Origin of the sequence: Clostridium sp. SY8519, assembly GCF_000270305.1 — a bacterium.
Lineage (GTDB): Bacteria > Bacillota > Clostridia > Lachnospirales > Lachnospiraceae > SY8519.
This window is the reverse complement of sequence record NC_015737.1, coordinates 2,794,684-2,815,536: the sequence shown is the minus strand read 5'-3', so window position 1 is coordinate 2,815,536 and position 20,853 is coordinate 2,794,684. Positions and strand designations below refer to the sequence as shown.

The window sequence follows — 20,853 nt, the reverse complement described above, 5'->3', positions numbered from 1 at the left end:
TGAAATCTACACAGATATTTAAAAATCTTTTTAGAAAAGACAGAAATGACTTGTGTTAGAATACATGTAACTGTCCGGAGGCCGGGAAGCAGACTTTGTCCGGGAAGAGATCAGGAAATCCGCCAGGCAGAGGATTCCGGAAGCGTCAGGACAGTTACAGGAACAGAAAAATGATAAGGAGTGTAGAATATGGCATTAAGAACAATCCGGCTGATGGGAGATGAAGTCCTGACAAAGAAGTGCAGAGAGGTCAAGGAACTGACCCCCCGTCTGAAAGAACTGATCCAGGATATGCTGGATACGATGTATGAGGCCAATGGTGTGGGGCTTGCGGCGCCGCAGGTAGGGGTCCTCAGACGAATCGTTGTCATTGATGTGGGAGAAGGCCCGATTGTTATGGTAAATCCAGAGATCCTGGAGACTTCCGGAGAGCAGACCGGCGAGGAGGGGTGTCTGAGCCTTCCCGGCAAAGCGGGACAGGTGACACGGCCCAATTATGTAAAAGCCCGCGCCTTTGATGAAAATATGGAATCCTATGAAATCGAGGGAGAAGGTCTCCTGGCCCGGGCAATTCTGCATGAAACCGACCATCTGGACGGACACATGTACGTAGAAAAAGTCGAAGGCGAGATTCATGATGTAGTCTATGAAGAAGCGCCGGGGGAAGATGAGGAAGAGTCCTGAGGAGAACAGACATGAATGTGATTTTTATGGGGACACCGGATTTTGCCGTGCCCTGCCTGGAATATCTGATTGCGGAAGGCCATCAGATCACCCTGGCAGTGACACAGCCGGACAAACCAAAGGGCAGAGGACGGCATATGCAGTATCCTCCGGTAAAAAAAGCGGCGTTGGTCCATGGGATTCCGGTTTTTCAGCCGAAACGGATCCGCGATCCGGAGAGTATTGCTTCGCTGAAACAATATCCCGCAGACGTGATCGTGGTAGTGGCCTTCGGGCAGATCCTTCCGGAAGAGGTGCTGCAGTACCCGAAATACGGCTGTGTGAATGTACACGGTTCGCTGCTGCCGAAATACCGGGGAGCAGCACCGATTCAGTGGGCAGTGATTAACGGCGATCCGGTTTCCGGCGTCACCACCATGCAGATGGATGTGGGCCTGGATACCGGCGATATCCTGCTGAAACAGGAGGTGCCTCTGGCACCGGATGAGACCGGAGGCAGTTTATTTGACAAACTGAGCCAGACAGGGGCACGGCTTTGCGCGGAGACGCTGACTGCGCTCGCGGCGGGCACCGTGACACCGGTTCCGCAGGACGAATCCCTGGCTACGCACACTTCTTTGATTCGAAAGAGTGACGGAGCCATCGATTTTTCCGCGCCGGCCCGTTCGGTGGAATGCCTGATCCGCGGGATGAATCCCTGGCCCAGCGCCTACACCAGATGTCACGGCAAGACACTGAAAATCTGGAAAGCAGCAGTTGTTTCCGGAGAACCTGAAAAAGAGGTGCCGCCGGGAACGGTTACGGAAGTGAGGAAAAACAGCTTCCTGGTCAGCACCGGGCAGGATCGGCTGGAAGTACTGGAAGTACAGCTGGAAGGAAAAAAACGTATGGATGCCGGCGCGTTCCTTCGCGGCAATCATCTTGCCGTCGGAGATATTCTGGGACAGTAGACCGAAGAAGAGATCCGGAATCCGGAAAAAGAGGGCAGCAGGCAGAACCGGGAAGCATGTGAAAAGACGGCAGTTTCCGCCGTGAAAAAGTGAGGACAGTCATTATGTATGGATATGGAATGGCAGGATTCTTCTGGGATCCGACTTATCTGCTGATTATTATCGGAGCAGTGATCTGCATGATCGCCTCGGCGCGGGTGCGGACGACTTACAGCAAATACGCACAGTTTCGCAGCAATTCCGGCATGACCGGTGCAGAGGCGGCAGAGCGGATTCTGCAGTCACAGGGGATCTATGATGTGGCGGTGCAGCATGTCAGCGGCGATCTGACCGACCATTACGATCCCAGGAACCGGACACTATCCCTTTCGGATGCCACCTACGGCTCCACTTCGGTAGCTGCGGTGGGTGTGGCGGCACATGAATGCGGTCACGCGGTGCAGCATGCCAGAAATTATGTCCCCCTGCGTATCCGGGGCGCAATGGTGCCGGTGGTAAACTTCGGCGCCACCCTGTCCTGGCCTCTGATTATCATCGGGATACTGATGAGCCGCAACCTGGTGGGACATTATATCATCAATCTGGGAATCATTCTTTTTTCCCTGGTGGTTTTGTTTCAGCTGGTGACGCTGCCGGTGGAATTCAACGCCTCCCGCAGGGCCGTCAGAATCCTTGAAGAACAGCAGATCCTTGATTCGGAGGAACTTGTATACACCAGACGGGTGCTGAAGGCAGCGGCCATGACGTATGTGGCCAGCGCAGCGGCCGCAATCCTGCAGCTTCTGCGGATCCTGCTGATTGCCGGCAACCGGGATGACTAATGAAAGGAAGACAGTAGAAATATGTCAGATTCACCCACGACCAGAGAACTGGTGCTTGATATCCTGCTGCTGGTGACCAGAGACCAGGTCTTCAGCAGCACGGCGATTCACAGCGTGTTAGATAAATACCGCTATCTGTCCAAACAGGAGCGGGCATTCGTGACGAGAGCCAGTGAAGGCACTATTGAGCGTATGATCGAGATGGACTATATCCTGAATCAGTTTTCACGCACGCCGGTGAACAAAATGAAGCCGGTGATCCGCTGCATTCTGCGCAGCGGGGTCTATCAGCTCAAATATATGGATGCGGTGCCGGCCCATGCAGCCTGTTCGGAGGCAGTGAACCTTGCTGTGCGCAGAGGCTTTCGCGGGTTAAAGGGATTCGTGAATGGCGTGATGCGCAATATCGCCAGAAACATACAGCAGATTACCTGGCCGGATCCGGAAAAAGATCCGGTGGGTGCGCTGTCCGTGCGCTATTCCATGCCGGAATGGCTGACCAAACGGTTCATCTGTCAGTACGGACTGGATCGGACGGAGGGAATCCTGCAGGCATTTCTGGCAGACCGTCCGACTGCGGTACGCGCGGAAACTGCCAGAATATCAGTCAAAGAACTGAAACAGCGTCTTTCTTCCAGAGGAATCCGGGTGACGGAGACAGACGGCCCGGCATACGCCTTTGCAATTTCCGGATATGATATGCTGGAGCGGATTCCGGAATTTCAGCAGGGGCTGTTTTATGTACAGGATATCTCATCCATGGAAGTGGCAGAGCTGGGCAGCCCAAAGCCCGGGGATCATGTGATCGATGTGTGTGCCGCGCCGGGCGGAAAAAGTCTGCACTGTTTTTCCCTGATGCATGGAGAAGGAACTGTGGAAGCCAGAGATCTGTCTCCGCAGAAAACCGAACGGATTCAGGAAAATTTTCAGCGGATCTGGCCGGAAAATAAGAACCTGACAGTCAAAGTATGGGACGCGTCAGTGCCGGATCCCTCCGCTGTGGGGACCGCGGATTTAGTCATCGCGGATCTTCCCTGTTCCGGACTGGGCGTCATCGGCATCAAGCCGGACATCAAATATCATGCCAGTGAGGAGGAAATCCGCAGCCTGGCAGAACTGCAGCGCCGGATCCTGGATACGGTCTGGCAGTACGCAAAGCCGGGCGGGGCGGTGATTTATTCCACCTGTACCATGACCCCGGAGGAAAATGAACAAACGGTCGCCGCTTTTCTTGCCGGTCATCCGGAAATGCGGCTGGAAACAGAACGGAAGATCCTGCCGGAGCAAGGACGCAGCGGATTTTACCTTGCGAAATTAGTGAGAAATCATGGATAAAACAGAAATTGAATCAATGACAATGAAAGAGCTGACAGAGTATCTGGAAGCCATGGGAGAAAAGAAATTTCACGCAAAGCAGATCTATGCCTGGATGCATGTGCGGCATGCCGGCAGCTTTGAGGAGATGACGGATCTTTCCAAAAAATTACGTCAGAAGCTGAACGATACCTGTACCTACAGCAGGCCGAAGCTTGTGACGATGCAGGAATCACAGATTGACGGTACCCGGAAGTACCTGTTTGAACTGGCGGACGGCTGTCGGGTGGAAAGTGTGCTGATGAAGTACCGGCACGGAAATTCCGTATGTATTTCCTCCCAGGCGGGCTGCCGGATGGGATGCACCTTCTGCGCCTCCACCATCGGCGGACTGATCCGGAGCCTTACGCCGGCGGAGATGCTGGAACAGGTATACTGCATCGGGGATGATATCGGCGCGCGCATTTCCAATGTGGTAGTCATGGGAATGGGGGAACCCCTTGATAATTTTGATAACCTGCTTCAGTTTATCACCATGCTGACAGATGAGCACGGACTGCATATCAGTCAGCGAAACCTGACAGTATCCACCTGCGGCCTGGTTCCGGGGATCCGCGCGCTGGCAAAACAGAAGTTTGCCATTACCCTTGCGTTATCCCTCCATGCCTCCAGTCAGGAAAAACGAGAGAAGCTGATGCCCATTGCCAGAAAATACAAGCTGGAAGAGGTCATGGATGCCTGCGATTACTATTTTCAGGAAACCGGACGGCGCATTACGTTCGAATACAGCCTGATTGCGGGCATTAATGATACGGAGAAGGATGCTGCGGAACTTCGGGATCTCCTGCATGGAAAAAACTGTCACATGAATTTGATCCCGGTGAATCCAGTCAGGGAAACAGGGTACCGCGCCCCGGACGGCGCAGCGGTTGCGGCATTCAAAAATAAGCTTGAAAAATACGGAATAAATGTTACTATTAGAAGGGAAATGGGCCGTGATATTGACGGCGCCTGCGGCCAGCTCCGCAAGAGGCTGGCGGAAAGGTAGGATTTCTTAGTTTATGAAAGTATGTTCACTGACAGACATTGGCCGTAAGCGTGAGATGGATCAGGATTATCTTTACACTTCCGAAGAACCGGTGGGTAATCTGCAGGATCTGTTTCTTGTGGCTGATGGGATGGGCGGACACAATGCCGGCGAATTCGCTTCCTGCACCGCGGTGACCCGTGTAGTCAGATCCGTGATGAAGAATCGGGAGCAGGATGAGGCTGCCATATTAAAAGAAGCGATTCGTGACGCAAACAGTTACATCAAAAAATATGCCGATCTGCATCCGCAGATGCAGGGCATGGGGACGACACTGGTGGCGGCGACGATTCACGGCAGCCGCATGACCGTGGCAAATGTAGGCGACAGCAGGCTGTATCTGATTCCGGCGGATGCCGGCAGGATTCCATCGGAGGGATCCGACAGCAGAAAAAACGATGCCGCAGACAGTACCCCGCCTGGTATTGTGCAGATCACACAGGATCATTCACTGGTGCAGGAACTGGTCCGCATCGGAGAAATTAACGAAGCCAATGCCCGGAACCATCCGGACAGAAATAAAATTACCCGTGCAATTGGAGTAGAAGACAGCGTGGAAGCAGATTTTTTTGAATTAGACCTGCCGCCAGCTGCCTTTGTCATGCTCTGCACAGACGGATTATCCAATATGGTGGAAGATCCGGAGATTCAGTCAATCATACTTGGACCGGGCACCCTGGAGGAGAAGACAGCCCGGCTGATCGATACAGCAAATGAGCACGGCGGCAGTGACAATGCCACCGTGATACTGATACAGACCGATGAGGTGAAGACATGTTAGAGAGCGGAATGTATATCGCCAACCGATACGAGATCGTCGGAAAGGTTGGCGTCGGCGGAATGGCCGATGTATATAAGGCGAAGGACGCAACGCTTGACAGATATGTGGCAATCAAAGTTCTGAAGCAGGAATTCTGCGAAGACATGAATTTTGTTACAAAGTTTCGTACAGAAGCGCAGTCTGCCGCCAGCCTGGAACATCCCAACATTGTAAATATTTATGATGTAGGAAGTGAAAACGGCATCTATTATATTGTCATGGAGTATGTGGAAGGCATTACCCTGAAGGAATACATCCAGAAAAAGGGCAAACTGAGCTACAAGGAGACCTTAAGCATCGCGATTCAGGTCAGCCGCGGCATACAGGCAGCCCATGAAAAAGGGATTATCCATCGGGATATCAAGCCCCAGAATATTATTATTTCCACCGACGGCAAGGTAAAGGTAACCGATTTCGGCATTGCCCGTGCCGCTTCGACCAATACCATCCATTCGGATGTGATGGGCTCCGTCCACTACGCGTCTCCGGAGCAGGCCCGCAACGGATACGTCAGCGACAAGAGCGATATCTATTCCCTGGGAATTGTTATGTACGAAATGGTGACCGGCAAAGTTCCCTTTGACGGTGACAGTACGGTACAGATCGCGATCCAGCATCTGCAGGATGAGATGGTGTCTCCCCGGGCATATGCCCAGAACCTGCCCGTCAGTCTGGAAAAGATTATCCTGAAATGTACCCAGAAAAATCCGGACCGCCGGTATGAGAATATCGAGGAGCTGCTGATTGATCTGCGCCGTTCCCTGGTATCCCCGAATACGGATTTTGTATCTTTTGCCCCGGTGGCAGACGGCGCCACAAGGGTTATCAGCGAAAAAGAGCTGAAAGAGATCCAGAATCAGACAGAAGGCGTGTCCCCGGAACACGCGGCTCCGGTGGAGACACGGGAACAGTACAGCCCGGTGAGAAATGAGAACACGTTTGATCCGGAGGAAGACGCGAAAGCCAGCCGAAAAGAAAAACTGATTACCACCTTCGGGATTATCGGAGTTGTTGTCATTGTCATTATTTTCCTGCTGATTCTCGGAAATATCTTCGGATGGTTCCGCTTCGGCTCAAAGAACAATACAGCAGCCACAACCCAGACTTCGGCGGTTTCAGAGCAGACCGGCGAAAGTGACAGCAAGAAGGATGACACAGTCACCATGATCGACCTGAAAGGCATGACCTACAGCCAGGCCAAGAGCCAGCTGGAGTCCATGGGACTGAAGATCAATCAGAAGAGCACGGAAGCTTCCGAGGAATATGACAAAAACGAGATCATTTCACAGGATGTATCAGAAGGCGACTCTGTGAAAAAGGGCACGACCATCAATGTCGTAGTCAGCACAGGCAAGCAGGAAGAAGAAATCGATGTGCCCAATGTCGTGGGCAGTGATGCGTCTGACGCGGAGACACTGCTGGAGAATGCGGGCTTTGTAGTGAAGAAAAAGTTCGATTACAGCAGTACGGTGGACAGCGGGGATGTCATCTCCCAGACACCGAAGGCAGGTAAAACAGCCTATAAGAATGATACCGTGACGATTACCATCAGCCAGGGCATGGAAAAGATCAAAGTGCCGGATGTCATCGGCATGAGTCAGAGCGAGGCACAGAGCGCGCTGAAGGCAAAAGGGCTGAAATATACGGTTGTCAAGGATTACAGCGACGATTATGACAAAGGGGATGTCATTGCCCAGAGTGAAAAAGCAAGCACTTATGTAGACAGTGACACCACGATTAAGCTTACCGTCAGCAAAGGACCGAAAACAGTCAAATACACCTACACCGGCGAACTGAATGTCCCGGATCTGAATGAAGATCAGGAGGTAAAATACGCTTCGGTTTCTCTGTATGACGGCAACGGCACCGTTGTCAAGTACTGGTCCAAGATCACAGACTTTCCGTATACGCTGACCGCTACGAATATCGAGAACTCCAGTTCCGGTGTGCGGAAGGCCACCTTCTATTTCACGGATGGAACCAGCCACACCTACAGCAGCAACGTAAGCTTCAGAAAATCATCCTGACAAACGAATACATGATGGAAGGAAAAATCATCAAAGGGATTGCCGGATTCTACTACGTATACGTGGCGGAATCCGGTATCTATGAATGTAAAGCGAAAGGAATCTTCCGCAAAAATAACTTAAAACCTCTGGTAGGAGATGACTGCAGCATCGAGGTCATCGATGAGGCAGACAGACAGGGAAATATCGTACAGATTCATCCCAGAAAAAATTCTCTGATCCGTCCGGCCATCGCCAATATTGACCAGGCAGTGGTAATCTTTGCAGCCGTATACCCGAAACCCCATCTGAATCTGGTGGACCGGCTTCTGGTTACCATGGAAAAGCAGCAGATCCCGTCGCTTATCGTGTTCAACAAAAAGGACCTGGCGGAAGAGGAAGAACTGGATCGGTTAAAAGAGGCGTACCGCACCGCCGGCTATCTGCTGATTTTCACCAGCACAGTGACCGGAGAGGGCATGGATGAACTGATGCAGAACCTGCGGGGAAAGACGTCCGCAGTGGCGGGGCCTTCCGGCGTGGGCAAGTCTTCGATCATCAACCGTCTGTCTCCGGAGGTACAGATGGAGACCGGCGCGGTTAGCAAGAAAATTGCCCGCGGGCGCCATACCACCCGCCACGCGCAGCTGATTTATCTGGCAGATCATACGTATATCGCGGACACACCGGGATTTACCTCATTTGGGATTGATTCCTTTGAAAAAGAGGAAATCGGGGAACTGTTCCCGGAATTCGCGCCTTATGAGAAATACTGCCGGTTTTCCGGCTGCAGCCATATTTCCGAACCGGTCTGCGGCGTGCGGGACGCGGTGGCACAGGGAGAAATCAGCAGGTCCCGGTATGACAGCTACTGCGAATTCTACCGGGAATTAAAAGACAAGAAAAAATATTAAGGGGAAAAGTATATGAATTGTTTGGCACCGTCCCTTCTGTCGGCAGATTTTGCACAGCTGGGAGAACAGGTAAAAGAACTGGATGAACTGGGCGCACAGTATGTGCATATTGATGTCATGGACGGCATGTTTGTCCCGAGCATTTCCTTCGGGCTGCCGGTGATCCGTTCCATTCGTCCGTATTCCGAACGGATTTTCGATGTCCATCTGATGATCGAGGAGCCGGTCCGTTATATCACGGAATTTGCGCAGGCAGGCGCCGATCTGATTACGGTGCACGCAGAAGCCTGCAAACATCTGGACCGCACGGTTATGGCCATCAAGGACGCAGGGCTCCTGGCCGGTGTGGCGCTGAATCCTGCCACATCTCTTTCCGCCCTGGATGAAATCCTTCCGGAACTGGACATGGTGCTTTTGATGAGCGTCAATCCGGGATTCGGCGGACAGAAATATATTCCCTATGTCACAAAGAAGATCCGCAATCTCCGCAGCAGAATCGATACGCTGGGCTGCTCTGTGGACATTGAAGTAGACGGCGGCGTAAACCTGAACAATGTGCAGGAAATCATGGATGCGGGCGCGAATATCATCGTGGCAGGCAGCGCGGTATTTCGCGGCGACCTGAGGGAAAATGTCAATGATTTTCTGGAAATCATCAACGGACGGGACTGAACGGAGAGAGCCGTATGTCAGAAATACTGATTGTCAGTGGCGGACCGGAACAGGGAGCCTTTGAACAGGAGTACATCCGGACCCACAGTTTTTCTTATACCATTGCGGCAGATGCGGGCATGAAGCTCTGCCGGGAAGCCGGTTTGCTGCCGGATCTCATCCTGGGAGACTTCGACTCCGCGGATTCGGGCTGCTTTGCGTATTTTCATCAGCGCATTCCGGAACGTATGAAACGCTATCCTGTCCACAAGGATGAAACAGACACGGAGCTGGCGCTGAACGCGGCCATTGCCCGCTGGAAGGAGCATCCTGCCCGGGAGGGGATTGTAATACTGTCTGCCCTGGGCGGCAGAGTGGATCATCTGCTGGGAAATATTCAGCTGCTGGAGACGGCAGTCGCTGCAGGTGTTTCCTGCCGACTCATAAACCGGCAGTGCAGCGTGCGGATGATCGACAGGGATACGGTTCTGCGCCGGCAGGAACTGTTCGGCAGATACGTATCGCTCATCCCTTATGGCGGACCGGTACGAGGACTGACACTGACCGGATTCGAGTACTGTGTACAGAATTTCACCCTGCAGACTGGCAGATCACGGGGAATCAGCAACGAGCTGCGGGAGGAAACCGGTACAATATCTATGGAGGAGGGCAGGCTGCTGGTCATTGAAGCATCGGATTGACCAGACCGGCCGAAGCGTTAATGCAGAGCAGAAAAAAAGAAAGAGAAAAAGAAAAATACGAAGAAATGGACGCGGAGATCAGCGAAATCCGCGCGCAGGCTTCCAACCGGCAGGAACCGAATCCAAGGGCACTGATTCCGATTCTGGTGTTTCTGGTTCTGTATATCGGATCCGGCATCTATTATGAATACATCCATCCGATCAAGGGGGAGATGGGGTTTTACATCATGTCCGTGGTGGTGGCCTTCGGTCTGGCGCTGATCGTTGCTTTTGTGCAGAATCCGGGGCTGTCCTTTGATAAGAAAATCCACATCTGCGCGAAGGGGATCGGAGATGACAACATTACCATTATGCTGTTTATCTTCCTGATGGCGGGGGCATTCAGCGGCATTGCCAAAGAAGCCGGCGGCGTCGAGAGTACAGCCAATCTTTTAATGAATGTGATACCCGGGCGCTTTGCGATACCGGGTCTCTTTGTCATTGCCTGTCTGATCTCCATGTCCATGGGGACCAGCGTAGGCACCATTACCGTCTTGGTTCCCATCGCCGCTTCCGTAGCCGGCACAGCGGGCTTCAGCCTTCCGATGTGTGTGGGTACCGTGGTGGGCGGTGCCATGTTTGGGGACAACCTGTCCTTTATCTCAGATACCACCATTGCAGCCACCAAAACCCAGGGCGTCGCAATGAAGGACAAATTCCGGGCCAATATAAAAATTGCCCTGCCGGCAGCAGCCATCACACTTGCGATATTGATCGTTCTGGCCGTTCAGGGCGGCACAGCGCAACTGGGACAGTACAGCTTTCACCTCCTTTTGGCGATTCCCTACTTTATCGTTTTGATTCTGGCATTCTGCGGGATCAATGTATTTGTCGTGCTTGGAATCGGCATTCTGCTGTTTCTGGCTTCCGGATGGATCTCCGGTACGCTGACTTACGCCACCGCATTCTCTGCCATGGGAACCGGCACATCCGGAATGTTTGAAACCATGATCGTAACGATTCTGGTGGCCTCCATCAGCGCGTTGATGGAAGCTTTCGGAGGATTCGCGGCGATTCTGGCACTGATTCGCAGATTTTCAAAAGGCAAACGGGGCGCCATGTTCGGCATCGGCCTTCTGACGGGTCTGATGGACATCGCGACGGCAAACAATACAGTAGCCATTGTGGTGGCCGGTCCCATCGCGCGCCAGGTCAGTGAAGAATACGGCATTGACCCCAGAAAAACGGCGTCATTGCTGGATACCTGTTCCTGCGTGTTCCAGGGAGTGATACCCTATGGCGCGCAGCTTCTGGTGGCGGCCAGTCTGGCGGGAATCTCCAGTGTTTCGATTATCCGCTGGCTGTTTTACCAGGCGATTCTTCTGATCTGCGTGGTTGTGTCGATTGTTCTGGAGGGAAGAGGAAAACGTCATGGCAGATAAGACAGAGGATCCGAGAAAAGTCTGGTCATGATCCGTGGCAATTACACAAAATGCCGTCGATGAAATTTATTCCAGATCAGAAGAACTGGGATGGAATGCGTAAAAACAAAGAAATATAAAAACAGAGAGAAAATGGAAGAGAAACAGGGAAAAGGTCCGGCAGTCTGCCGGGCCTTTTGCTGTAAAGAAACCCGGTGAGAACAGCAGAAGCCAACTTGTCGCCCAACTTGTTGACAAGCTGGGCGACAAGCTGTATGGTATGGTAGGAAAAGAAACATGAAAAACTGCAATTACAGAGTCAGGGATCCGAAACAGCAGCGGCAGGTACGGATGAAGAGAACTGCCTGTAATACGATACGCAAGGATGGAGAATAGGATGGAATATAATCAGGTGACAGAAGAGATGACGGCAAAGCTGAGAGCCTCCGTGACCGGTACCGTTTATACCGGCGCAGAGATCAGCGAGGACTATTCGCATGATGAATATGAGGTACACGGACATTGCATGCCGGAAGCGGTAGTCGTAGTGAAATCAACGGAAGACGTTTCCGCGGTATGCAGAATCTGCTATGAATATGAAGTGCCCTTTCTGGTGCGCGGCGCGGGAACCGGTCTGGCCGGCGGCTGTGTACCGATCGCCGGCGGTGTGGTGATCGACATGCAGAAAATGAATCAGATTCTCGGAATCCATAAGGAAGATCAGGTCATTCGTGTACAGGCCGGCGCACTGATCCAGGATCTGCAGGCTGCCTGTCTGGCAGAAGATATGATCTATCCGCCGGATCCGGGGGAAAAACTGGCGACCGTCGGCGGAAATGTGGCCACCAATGCCGGCGGCATGCGTGCCTGCAAGTATGGTTCCACCAGGGACTGGGTACTGGCTATGACCGTGGTAATGCCTCGGGGCGACATCATGGAATTCGGCGCTGAAGTCAGCAAGAGTGCGTCCGGCTACAGTCTGATGAATCTGATCAGCGGATCCGAGGGCACACTGGGAATCATTACAGAGCTTTCCATGAAAATAGCGCCCAGACCCGCCGGAACCATCAGTCTGCTGGCCCCTTTTGCAGATGTGGAAACCTGTATCAGCTGTGTGGCTTCCGTCAAGAATGCCAATCTGGATCCCCAGTGTCTGGAGTTCATGGACCGCAGCAACGTGGACGCAGTGCATCACTATCTGAAACGCACGGTGTTCCCCACTGAAATGGAAGGAACGCAGGCAGGCGCATATCTTTTAGTGAATTTTGAGATCTTCAGTGACGAGGAAGCGGAAGGAATCATGGAACGGGCCGCAGAAGTATTTCTGGAAAACGGAGCCCTGGATGTGGTGGTATACGATACACCGGCCGCTTTGCATGCAGCCTGGGAAGTACGGGGATCTGTCTTGGAAGCAATTCTGGAAGATTTTGATCTGACGGATGAGGTGGATATCGTGGTTCCGGTATCAAAACTAGCGGAATATATTATTTACTGCCAGAATCTGGAAGTTCCGGAAGGCATGGAAATCCGGCTGGCCGGCCATGCGGGCAACGGAAATCTGCATGTAAGCGTATGTGCCAAAGATATGGAGCAGGGAGAATTCGAAGAAAAGATCCGGGGAATCTTTGATCTGCTGTATCAGAAAGGAATCGAATTAAAGGGCTGCGTCAGCGGCGAGCACGGAATCGGCAGTGCGAATATTGACCGCCTGGAACAGTTCCTGGGCAAACCGCAGATGGAATTAATGACCGCAATCAAGCAGGCCTGTGATCCGAAAATGCTCTTAAATCCGGGAAAGGTATGCTTCAGTCTGTAATCAGTCTGCAGCAGAAGAAAAGTATGAAGACAGAAGAAACAAACAGGAGGTCCGGCGATCAGGAAATCTGTCAGGATCTGTCGGAAAAAATCATTCATCTGACCTATATGCCGGGGGAAGCGCTGAGTGAACATGAGCTGTCTGCCCGATACGGCGCGACCCGCCACACGATTCGGAAAGCACTGGCGGTTCTGCAGCAGAAACGCCTGATTGAAGTCTATCCCCAGCGGGGAACGTATGTCACGTTACTGGATATCGACCAGGTGAAAAATATTATGTTTCTTCGCGCAGCTGCCGAAATACAGGCGGCCAATCTGCTGATGGATCAGGAGGATACAGTCATCGCGGAAAACTGCCGGATCATGGAAACCTGCATTCAGAGCCAGAAGATGGCCATGCAAGAAGCAGAAGACGGACAGCTTACCGAAGCCTTTGAAACATCGGATGCGCAGTTTCACGCACAGCTTTTTCGGGCGGTGGGCAGAGAAACGGCCTGTCATATGCTGGACGATGAGATGAACCTGTTTTATCGTTGGAGAAATCTGGAACTCCGCCTAAATGACCGGCTGCCGGAAATTATCCATCAGCATGAGGAGCTGCTTCAGATGCTAAAAAACAGAGAGCGGGAATGCTTCCGTCAGCTGATGAACCAGCACATCGACACCAATTATTTTGAGGAAATCGGAGCCAGAACGAACAACCGGTATTTTTACAAAAAAAGCTAAACGAAGACCTTCGGACCAAACAGGATGCGGTGTCCGGAGGCCTTTTCTTTTTTCAGTTTGCGCCTGGTCAGAAGATGCTATAATAGGGCATATCCGCAGCAGAAAAGCAGGAGGAAAAACAATTGATCAATTCATATGAATATAACCGCATGATGGAACAGAAGCTTTACAGCCCGCTTAAGGTCGGCGGCGATTCCTGGGAAAGAGTGCACGCGGCACAGAAGAAATTCAATGAATCCGCATACTGGAAGGACCGAAGCGCACTGAATGAACTCAGAAAGTGTTTTGGCAGATCCTATGACGATATCATCCTTACGGCGCCGGTGTATTTTGACCATGGCGACCGCATATTTTTCGGGAAACATTTCTACGCCAATACGGGACTTACGATTCTGGATGAGAATAAGGTCATCTTCGGTGACCATGTGTATCTGGCGCCCCATGTCAGTATTTTTACGGCGGGTCACCCGATTGACGCCGAGGTGCGAAATACCGATGTGGAGTACGCAAAGCCTGTGACCATCGGTTCGGACGTATGGATTGGCGGAAACGTTGTCATCAATCCGGGAGTGACGGTCGGAAGTGATGTGGTCATCGGCTCCGGATCAGTCGTTACGAGGGATATCCCGGATCATGTGGTGGCAGCAGGGAACCCGTGCAGGGTAATCCGGCCGATTACAGAGGAGGATGCGGCGTACTGGAAGGGGCAGTATCGGGAGTATTTGGAAAAAAGAAAGGAAGCATTCCAGCATGAACAGGGATAACAAAAACGATTCTTGTAAAGAACCAAATTATGTGAAAGCAATGACGGACGGTTTCCATACCGCTGCTGTGGATGCGGCCTTCCAGTCCAATCTGGCCTACCGTCCGGAATTTATTTCCAATAATCCTCAAAGCGGAAGAAAGGTTCTTGTATCTATTGAGCAGGAACTGGCTGCCTGTGACCAATTTAAAATCAGTGTGGCATTTATCACAAAAGGCGGGATCACTCCTCTGCTCCAGCTTTTAAAAGAATTGGAACAAAAGGGGATTCCGGGGGAAATCCTTACCACTGACTATCTGACATTCAGTCAGCCGGAAGCATTGGAAAAACTGGCGTCTTTAAGCAATATCAAACTGCGGATGTTCCGTACAGACCGTGATGAAGCCGAAGGATTCCATACAAAAGGATATATTTTCCGTCAGGAAGAAATCTACCGCATCATTATTGGAAGTTCCAATATGACCCTGAATGCGGTGACCAAAAACAGAGAATGGAATACCAAGCTGGTTTCCACCGAACAGGGGGAACTGGCGCAGGAAATTCTCGGCGAGTTTGATGCCTTGTGGAATGCGCCGACGACACAGGAGTTTCATGAGTTCTTTGAAGAATACCAGCAGGCGTATTTCAGGGAACAGATGATCCGCAAGCAGCGCAGGGCAGCACAGAGAGAAGCGGTTGTTTCTCTGGACCGTTATAAGCTTACGCCCAACAAGATGCAGGTGGCATTTGTGAAAAACGTGCGACAGCTCCGGAAACAGCAGGTGCATCGCGCACTTTTGCTGAGCAGTACGGGTACAGGAAAGACAATGGCTTCCGCGTTCCTGATGCGGGACATCAAACCAAAGAGGATGTTGTTTGTCGTGCACAGGGAACAGATTGCGAAACAGGCGCTGCACACGTATCAGCGGGTATTTGGAAGGGAAAGAACGTATGGCTTACTGTCCGGGAACCAGAAGGATATGGAGGAAGACTTTATTTTTTCCACCATGCAGATGATGGCAAAGCCGGAGATTCATACGCAGTTCGGACCGGAGGCGTTTGATGTGATTGTACTGGATGAGTGTCACCACGCTGGTTCTGAGAGTTACCAGAGGATCATGTCCTATTTCAAGCCTGAATTCTGGCTGGGGATGACAGCCAGCCCGGATACCAATAACTATGACATCTATGAGCTGTTTGACCATAATATTGCATATGAGATTCGTTTGCAGCAGGCGTTGGAAGAAGATTTGCTTTGCCCATTCCATTATTTCGGAATCACGGACCTGGAGATCAATGGAGAAGTATTTGATGATAATGCGGGAGTGCGCAACTTTGCCAATCTTGTGTCGGATGCCCGGGTGGATTATGTTCTGGAGAAGGCCGAATATTTCGGTTATAGCGGCGACCGTGTCAAAGGGCTGATCTTCTGCAGCAGAAAAGAAGAGGCAAAAGAACTATCTTTCAAATTTAATCAGCGTTTAAAGAAAGATGGCAGTCCGTACCATACGAAAGTATTAACAGGGGAAGACAGTCAGGAACAGAGAGAACAAGTGGTTGCTCAGCTTACCACGGATCAAAACGAAGGTGCGTACATTGATTATATTTTTACGGTTGATATCTTCAATGAAGGCGTTGATATTCCAGAAATCAACCAGGTTATTATGCTGCGTCCAACTGAATCTCCTGTAGTATTCATCCAGCAGCTGGGTCGGGGACTGCGTAAATTTCAGGGAAAAGAATATGTGGTGATTCTCGATTTTATTGGAAATTATATGAATAATTTCATGATCCCAATTGCTTTGTCCGGCGATCGCAGCTACAACAAGGATACGATGCGGCGCTATGTCCGTGAAGGCTCAAGAGTGATCCCTGGCAGTTCCACCATTCACTTCGATGAAATTTCAAAAAAGAGGATCTATTCTTCCATCGATTCCGCCAGAACCAATGACATGAAACTGCTGCGGGAATCCTACAAGTCCCTGAAAAACAAACTGGGGAGAATTCCTACCATTCTGGAATTTAAGGCGTATGGGGCTGTAGATGTGACAAAAATCTTTGACAAATGCGGCTCCTACTATGCATTTCTGAAAAGATACGAACCAGAGTATCACTGTGAACTGTCCCAGAACGAGCAAAGTGTTATAGAGTATATGTCGCGGAAACTTTCATCCTATAAGCGGATCTACGAGTGGTCCATTCTGGAATCATTAATTAGCAGACAGGATCGGTTTACATCCTATGCAGATTATATGAAAAAGGAGTATGAAGTAAAGGTATCAGCATTGAAAGAGGAATCCGCATACCGGAATCTGACCAATCAGTTTCCCAAGGAAGAAGAACGCAGAAAATATACTGCATGCGTCCTGATCGAACGGACAGCGAATGGAGGTTATCGACTTGCGGATAGATTTCGCCAAATGCTCCGTAACAAAGAATTCAAAGCCATGGTCAAAGAACTTCTGGTATTTGCAAAAGAACGATATCAGGATAATTACAGTCATGCGTATAAAGATACAGATTTTCAGTTATACCAGAAATATACTTATGAAGATGTGTGCCGTCTGCTTTGCTGGAAACGGAATATGAATGCCCAGAACATTGGCGGATATTTCTATGATGCAGATACGAAGACGATGCCGGTCTTTATTAATTATGACAAAACAGAAGATGCTATCGCATACGAAGACCGGTTTCTGACCGAAAGCACACTGATCGCGCTTTCAAAGCGTCCGCGGCAGATTACATCCAGCGATGCAGACCATATTTATAAGAAGACAGAAGCGGATAAGGAGAATCGGATTTACCTCTTTGTAAGAAAGAATAAGGATGACAGGGAAGCAAAAGAGTTCTACTTTCTTGGCGAGGTTTTTGCGGAGGGCGAACCGAAACAGATTACGATGGGCGCCTCAAATGACAAAGCCTTTGAAATACAGTATCGTCTGGATGTTCCGGTGAGAAGTGATATTTATGATTATATTGTTGGGGATTAAGGGGATTTTAAGGGAAAAATTCATGACATGCTTGATAAGGCATCATAATCCGCAGCAGCGGAATCAGGAAAAGAGAGTCCGACTATAAGGCTCAGATAATGGAGGAATAAACGTAAATGATCAGTGGAGATATCTGCGACGGCTGCATGAACGGATGCAGTCTTACTGCGCCGGGCTGTCAGCGGGGAATGGCGAAAGCCCGTGGAGAAGAATTTGCCCAGGAGCCATCGTTCCGGGACGCCCAAAGACTGTATTTGGAACGGCAGGAGCGTATCGCTGAATTACGAAAGATCCGGGATTGTTTCGAACAGGCTATCGCGAAGCATGGAGCGATTTATCTAAAGGTTTTCGACGATAAAGAAATGCGGTGTAAAGCAGTGACTTTCCACATGCTGAATGGGGATCGCCTGTATTTTGGCATTGGAGTGACAGATGCGTTTTATGGCTTGCTTCGCAGGAATCCAAATGTGAAATTCGTGGATCATCCGGATGAGGGGAGAGAATCGTTCTGTTATTCGGGAAAAGCGGTATTCCACGATGGGATAGAAGGGAAACGTCTGTCCAAAGAAGCACTGGCAGAACCTGGATATGATGAGCTAAAAGAGACATATACCATGGAAGGGGAAAAGAGATTTGTCGTGTTTCATCTGGAACAGGATGATTTTAAAAAATGAGGGATCGGGGGATACTGCACATGTCCCGTGCAGTATCCCTGGTTCTTTTCTCTTTGACCGGAAAACGGTCAGCGGATTTTAGAATCTGTAGTTTCGGTAGTTACAGCTGCTAAGCAGTTACCTGGAAACGCCCGGGTGACAGAATCCGGATAGAGTTGTATAATTTGAACGAAACCCGTACATGATTAAATAAAATAGCAGAAGAGTGAATCTGCATACAATAGAGGTACAAAAAATGGAACTGCATCACGGAAGGCCGTCCGACATGACCGGACGGCAGGAGCGCGAAATACGTGTCTATGATTTTCTGGATCGGCTGGGAATCGAATACTGGCAGACAGATCACGAGAAAGAGGCCTATACCATGGAGGACTGTCTGGAAGTGGACGCTGTTCTTGAGGCAACGGTCTGCAAGAACCTGTTTCTCTGCAACCGTAAAAAAACACAGTATTACCTGCTGATGATGCCCGGCGACAAGCCGTTTAAAACAAAAGAACTGTCCGGACAGCAGGGCCTGACACGACTGAGCTTTGCCCATGAGGATAAGATGCTGGAATTGCTGGATATTCATCCGGGAGCTGTGAGTGTCATGGGACTCATGAATGACCGGGAACATCAGGTACAGCTGCTGATTGACGAGGATGTGCTGCAGGGAGAATATCTCGGCTGCCATCCCTGCGTAAATACTGCCAGCCTGAAAATCCGGATGAAGGACATTCTTGAAAAATTCCTGCCTGCAGTGGAGCATGATTATCTTGTTGTAAAGCTGACCGGTGAGGTGTAAGGAAATCTAATGAATCAGGAATACCAGACAATATACAGGGTGAAAGATATTACAGAAGCCGACTACGGCTGTGAGGAGTGTCCGCCGGACGGACCGCATGCATATGTTTATCTGGATGCGGAAGAAACGGAGAATACGGATGTAGCAGAGCTTCGCCTGGAACTTTCCGAACAGTATCTTGCGAAAACAGGAATCGATATCGGAAAGCGGGTGGTGATTCCCGCCGATGGGAAACCGCTCAAATATGTCCGGGTCGTCGCGGCAGTGATTCGGAAAGAAGACAGAATATTTGCCACAGCCCGCGGCTATGGCGAATTTCAGGGTGGCTGGGAATTCCCGGGCGGAAAGATTGAACCGGGAGAAACACCGAAAGAAGCGCTGATCCGGGAAATCCGGGAGGAACTGGATACGGAAATTGCGGTCGGAGACCGTATTGCAGTCGTAGAGTATGATTATCCGACGTTTCATCTGTCCATGGACTGCTTCTGGTGCAGGATCGTCAGCGGCAGACTGGAGTTGCTGGAAGCACAGGAAGCGCGATGGCTCACAAAGGATACGCTGGATTCCGTGGAATGGCTGCCGGCGGATCGGGGACTGATTGCGCAGATCCGGGAAGAACTGCAGACACAGACCGAAGCGGTTCGTGACTGAATCGGGTAACGGAGCCCGATAAAGATTGGAAGACAGATGCCGAAGAGATTCATGACTGAATCGAGTAATGGAGATGACGGCGTAGAGTGATCGATCGGCAGGAATGTGTGAGTGATACTGGAGGGACAGAATATGCAAATCGTGGTTTGCCTTTCGCGGGACCTGACATTTTTTTCAAATATGACGTATCTGGCAGACGGCGGCGGGTTTACCCACGCATCTCTCGGCCTGGAGAGAGACGCGGAATATTATTACAGTTTCAATTTTAAAGGATTAAAAAAGGAGTATCGGACTTCACTGAAAAAACGCCCCAGACAGATGCGCCGCTATATCATAGAGGTTCCGGAGGAAGCAGGGCAGAAACTGCATGAAATTATCGCCGAGATGGTGGAGCAGAAAGAAAAGTACCAGTATGCGAAACTGGGGGTGTCTCTGCGGCTGTTAAATCTTCCCAACGAGAATCCGGATGAGGATAAATATTACTGTTCGCAGTTTGTGTCCGCAGTTTTAAAGGCGTCCGGCTGTATAGACATCAAAACACCGCCGGAGGAATGTACACCCAATGACTTGCTAAAAGAATTAAAAGAAAGAGGACAGATCATTGCGGTAGAAGAGGAATCGGAACTCGTCAATCCCGGGGAAGCGGCAATTGATAAGGCGATCGTTCAGGCGGAGAAGGGACATGACAAAGTATTCCAGACCATTGGCCGGAATCTGGAACAGTCGCTGGAAGAAAAAAACATCGGAAAGACGATCTCCACACTGGCTGCAGGAGCCGGGATCTCCAAGCTGAACCCGCTGTATCAAAAAATGATAAACATGCTTGGAACAGCAGAAGACGCAGTGGGAGATGGCCCGGAAAAACTTGCGCAGCATACCAGCAGCTGGCTGAAACAGGGAACCGGAAAACTTCTGGAAGCAAAGGAAAAAGGACCGGAAAATCTTCGGAAGGCAAAGGAAAAAGGAACCGAAATGCTTCAGCAGGTAAAAGAAAAAGGAAGCGAAATTCGTCTGGAAGCAAAAGAAAAAAGAGCGGAAAAGCTGCAGACGGCAAAAAATAAGGGCAGAAAAAATCATAAGTGATCGCTGTCGGAACAGCAAAAAGATCCCAAAACCTGTA

At 50.6% G+C, this 20,853-nt stretch carries 19 protein-coding genes; all 19 read left to right on the top strand.

All coding sequences use genetic code 11. The features are described 5' to 3' along the window. Positions 1 to 189 precede the first annotated feature (189 nt). The 19 genes from def (at position 190) to CXIVA_RS13600 (ending at position 20,816) form a co-directional block, all read left to right on the top strand. Complete coding sequence (gene def, locus CXIVA_RS13055; protein ID WP_013978519.1) at positions 190 to 684, top strand: peptide deformylase; 495 nt, start codon at positions 190 to 192, stop codon at positions 682 to 684. Between the two features lie 11 nt (positions 685 to 695). Then, positions 696 to 1,634, top strand: a complete 939-nt coding sequence (gene fmt, locus CXIVA_RS13050) for a methionyl-tRNA formyltransferase (RefSeq protein WP_013978518.1) — start codon at positions 696 to 698, stop codon at positions 1,632 to 1,634. Positions 1,635 to 1,735: 101 nt separating this feature from the next. Continuing rightward, positions 1,736 to 2,455 carry a zinc metallopeptidase gene (locus tag CXIVA_RS13045; RefSeq protein WP_347475653.1) on the top strand — a complete coding sequence of 240 codons (720 nt, stop codon included), beginning with the start codon at positions 1,736 to 1,738 and terminating at the stop codon, positions 2,453 to 2,455. Between the two features lie 21 nt (positions 2,456 to 2,476). After that, entirely contained in the window at positions 2,477 to 3,790 is a 1,314-nt protein-coding gene (gene rsmB, locus CXIVA_RS13040) for a 16S rRNA (cytosine(967)-C(5))-methyltransferase RsmB (RefSeq protein WP_013978516.1), read from the top strand. Continuing rightward, positions 3,783 to 4,817: a 23S rRNA (adenine(2503)-C(2))-methyltransferase RlmN gene (gene rlmN / locus CXIVA_RS13035; protein ID WP_013978515.1), complete on the top strand. Its 1,035-nt coding sequence runs from the start codon at positions 3,783 to 3,785 to the stop codon at positions 4,815 to 4,817. The genes rsmB and rlmN overlap by 8 nt, the downstream gene beginning before the upstream one ends. 13 nt (positions 4,818 to 4,830) lie before the next feature. Beyond that, positions 4,831 to 5,637: a PP2C family serine/threonine-protein phosphatase gene (locus CXIVA_RS13030; RefSeq protein WP_013978514.1), complete on the top strand. Its 807-nt coding sequence runs from the start codon at positions 4,831 to 4,833 to the stop codon at positions 5,635 to 5,637. Then, positions 5,631 to 7,703 carry a Stk1 family PASTA domain-containing Ser/Thr kinase gene (gene pknB / locus CXIVA_RS13025; protein ID WP_013978513.1) on the top strand — a complete coding sequence of 691 codons (2,073 nt, stop codon included), beginning with the start codon at positions 5,631 to 5,633 and terminating at the stop codon, positions 7,701 to 7,703. Before CXIVA_RS13030 ends, pknB begins: the two co-directional genes overlap by 7 nt. Before the next feature lie 11 nt (positions 7,704 to 7,714). Beyond that, a complete protein-coding gene (gene rsgA, locus CXIVA_RS14050; RefSeq protein ID WP_013978512.1) occupies positions 7,715 to 8,596 on the top strand; it encodes a ribosome small subunit-dependent GTPase A in 882 nt (293 codons plus the stop codon). A gap of 12 nt (positions 8,597 to 8,608) precedes the next feature. Next, entirely contained in the window at positions 8,609 to 9,268 is a 660-nt protein-coding gene (gene rpe, locus CXIVA_RS14045; protein WP_013978511.1) for a ribulose-phosphate 3-epimerase, read from the top strand. A gap of 14 nt (positions 9,269 to 9,282) precedes the next feature. Then, a complete protein-coding gene (locus CXIVA_RS13010; RefSeq protein ID WP_013978510.1) occupies positions 9,283 to 9,948 on the top strand; it encodes a thiamine diphosphokinase in 666 nt (221 codons plus the stop codon). 20 nt (positions 9,949 to 9,968) lie between these two features. Then, the gene (locus tag CXIVA_RS13005; RefSeq protein ID WP_347475632.1) at positions 9,969 to 11,369 is read left to right on the top strand and encodes a Na+/H+ antiporter NhaC family protein; all 1,401 of its coding nucleotides are present in this window, start codon (positions 9,969 to 9,971) and stop codon (positions 11,367 to 11,369) included. 376 nt (positions 11,370 to 11,745) lie between these two features. Continuing rightward, a complete protein-coding gene (locus CXIVA_RS13000; protein ID WP_013978508.1) occupies positions 11,746 to 13,164 on the top strand; it encodes an FAD-binding oxidoreductase in 1,419 nt (472 codons plus the stop codon). 23 nt (positions 13,165 to 13,187) lie between these two features. Then, positions 13,188 to 13,889, top strand: coding sequence for a GntR family transcriptional regulator (locus CXIVA_RS12995; protein ID WP_013978507.1), 702 nt, complete (start codon positions 13,188 to 13,190; stop codon positions 13,887 to 13,889). Positions 13,890 to 14,011: 122 nt separating this feature from the next. Beyond that, positions 14,012 to 14,653: a sugar O-acetyltransferase gene (locus CXIVA_RS12990; protein WP_013978506.1), complete on the top strand. Its 642-nt coding sequence runs from the start codon at positions 14,012 to 14,014 to the stop codon at positions 14,651 to 14,653. After that, the gene (locus tag CXIVA_RS12985) at positions 14,640 to 17,624 is read left to right on the top strand and encodes a DEAD/DEAH box helicase (RefSeq protein ID WP_013978505.1); all 2,985 of its coding nucleotides are present in this window, start codon (positions 14,640 to 14,642) and stop codon (positions 17,622 to 17,624) included. The genes CXIVA_RS12990 and CXIVA_RS12985 overlap by 14 nt, the downstream gene beginning before the upstream one ends. A gap of 116 nt (positions 17,625 to 17,740) precedes the next feature. After that, positions 17,741 to 18,298, top strand: a complete 558-nt coding sequence (locus CXIVA_RS12980; RefSeq protein ID WP_013978504.1) for a hypothetical protein — start codon at positions 17,741 to 17,743, stop codon at positions 18,296 to 18,298. Between the two features lie 235 nt (positions 18,299 to 18,533). Further along, positions 18,534 to 19,082: a prolyl-tRNA synthetase associated domain-containing protein gene (locus CXIVA_RS12975; protein WP_013978503.1), complete on the top strand. Its 549-nt coding sequence runs from the start codon at positions 18,534 to 18,536 to the stop codon at positions 19,080 to 19,082. 216 nt (positions 19,083 to 19,298) lie between these two features. Further along, entirely contained in the window at positions 19,299 to 19,733 is a 435-nt protein-coding gene (locus CXIVA_RS12970; protein WP_041729217.1) for a (deoxy)nucleoside triphosphate pyrophosphohydrolase, read from the top strand. A 132-nt stretch (positions 19,734 to 19,865) separates the two neighbouring features. After that, positions 19,866 to 20,816 carry a hypothetical protein gene (locus CXIVA_RS13600; RefSeq protein WP_013978501.1) on the top strand — a complete coding sequence of 317 codons (951 nt, stop codon included), beginning with the start codon at positions 19,866 to 19,868 and terminating at the stop codon, positions 20,814 to 20,816. Positions 20,817 to 20,853 lie beyond the last annotated feature (37 nt).

Excerpts from the sequence above, each read along its gene's own strand:
- def (WP_013978519.1), top strand. The coding sequence starts at position 190 with ATGGCATTAAGAACAATCCGGCTGATGGGAGATGAAGTCCTGACAAAG.
- fmt (WP_013978518.1), top strand. The coding sequence starts at position 696 with ATGAATGTGATTTTTATGGGGACACCGGATTTTGCCGTGCCCTGCCTG.
- rsmB (WP_013978516.1), top strand. The coding sequence starts at position 2,477 with ATGTCAGATTCACCCACGACCAGAGAACTGGTGCTTGATATCCTGCTG.
- rlmN (WP_013978515.1), top strand. The coding sequence starts at position 3,783 with ATGGATAAAACAGAAATTGAATCAATGACAATGAAAGAGCTGACAGAG.
- CXIVA_RS13030 (WP_013978514.1), top strand. The coding sequence starts at position 4,831 with ATGAAAGTATGTTCACTGACAGACATTGGCCGTAAGCGTGAGATGGAT.
- pknB (WP_013978513.1), top strand. The coding sequence starts at position 5,631 with ATGTTAGAGAGCGGAATGTATATCGCCAACCGATACGAGATCGTCGGA.
- rsgA (WP_013978512.1), top strand. The coding sequence starts at position 7,715 with ATGATGGAAGGAAAAATCATCAAAGGGATTGCCGGATTCTACTACGTA.
- rpe (WP_013978511.1), top strand. The coding sequence starts at position 8,609 with ATGAATTGTTTGGCACCGTCCCTTCTGTCGGCAGATTTTGCACAGCTG.
- CXIVA_RS13010 (WP_013978510.1), top strand. The coding sequence starts at position 9,283 with ATGTCAGAAATACTGATTGTCAGTGGCGGACCGGAACAGGGAGCCTTT.
- CXIVA_RS13005 (WP_347475632.1), top strand. The coding sequence starts at position 9,969 with ATGCAGAGCAGAAAAAAAGAAAGAGAAAAAGAAAAATACGAAGAAATG.
- CXIVA_RS13000 (WP_013978508.1), top strand. The coding sequence starts at position 11,746 with ATGGAATATAATCAGGTGACAGAAGAGATGACGGCAAAGCTGAGAGCC.
- CXIVA_RS12995 (WP_013978507.1), top strand. The coding sequence starts at position 13,188 with ATGAAGACAGAAGAAACAAACAGGAGGTCCGGCGATCAGGAAATCTGT.
- CXIVA_RS12985 (WP_013978505.1), top strand. The coding sequence starts at position 14,640 with ATGAACAGGGATAACAAAAACGATTCTTGTAAAGAACCAAATTATGTG.
- CXIVA_RS12980 (WP_013978504.1), top strand. The coding sequence starts at position 17,741 with ATGATCAGTGGAGATATCTGCGACGGCTGCATGAACGGATGCAGTCTT.
- CXIVA_RS12975 (WP_013978503.1), top strand. The coding sequence starts at position 18,534 with ATGGAACTGCATCACGGAAGGCCGTCCGACATGACCGGACGGCAGGAG.
- CXIVA_RS13600 (WP_013978501.1), top strand. The coding sequence starts at position 19,866 with ATGCAAATCGTGGTTTGCCTTTCGCGGGACCTGACATTTTTTTCAAAT.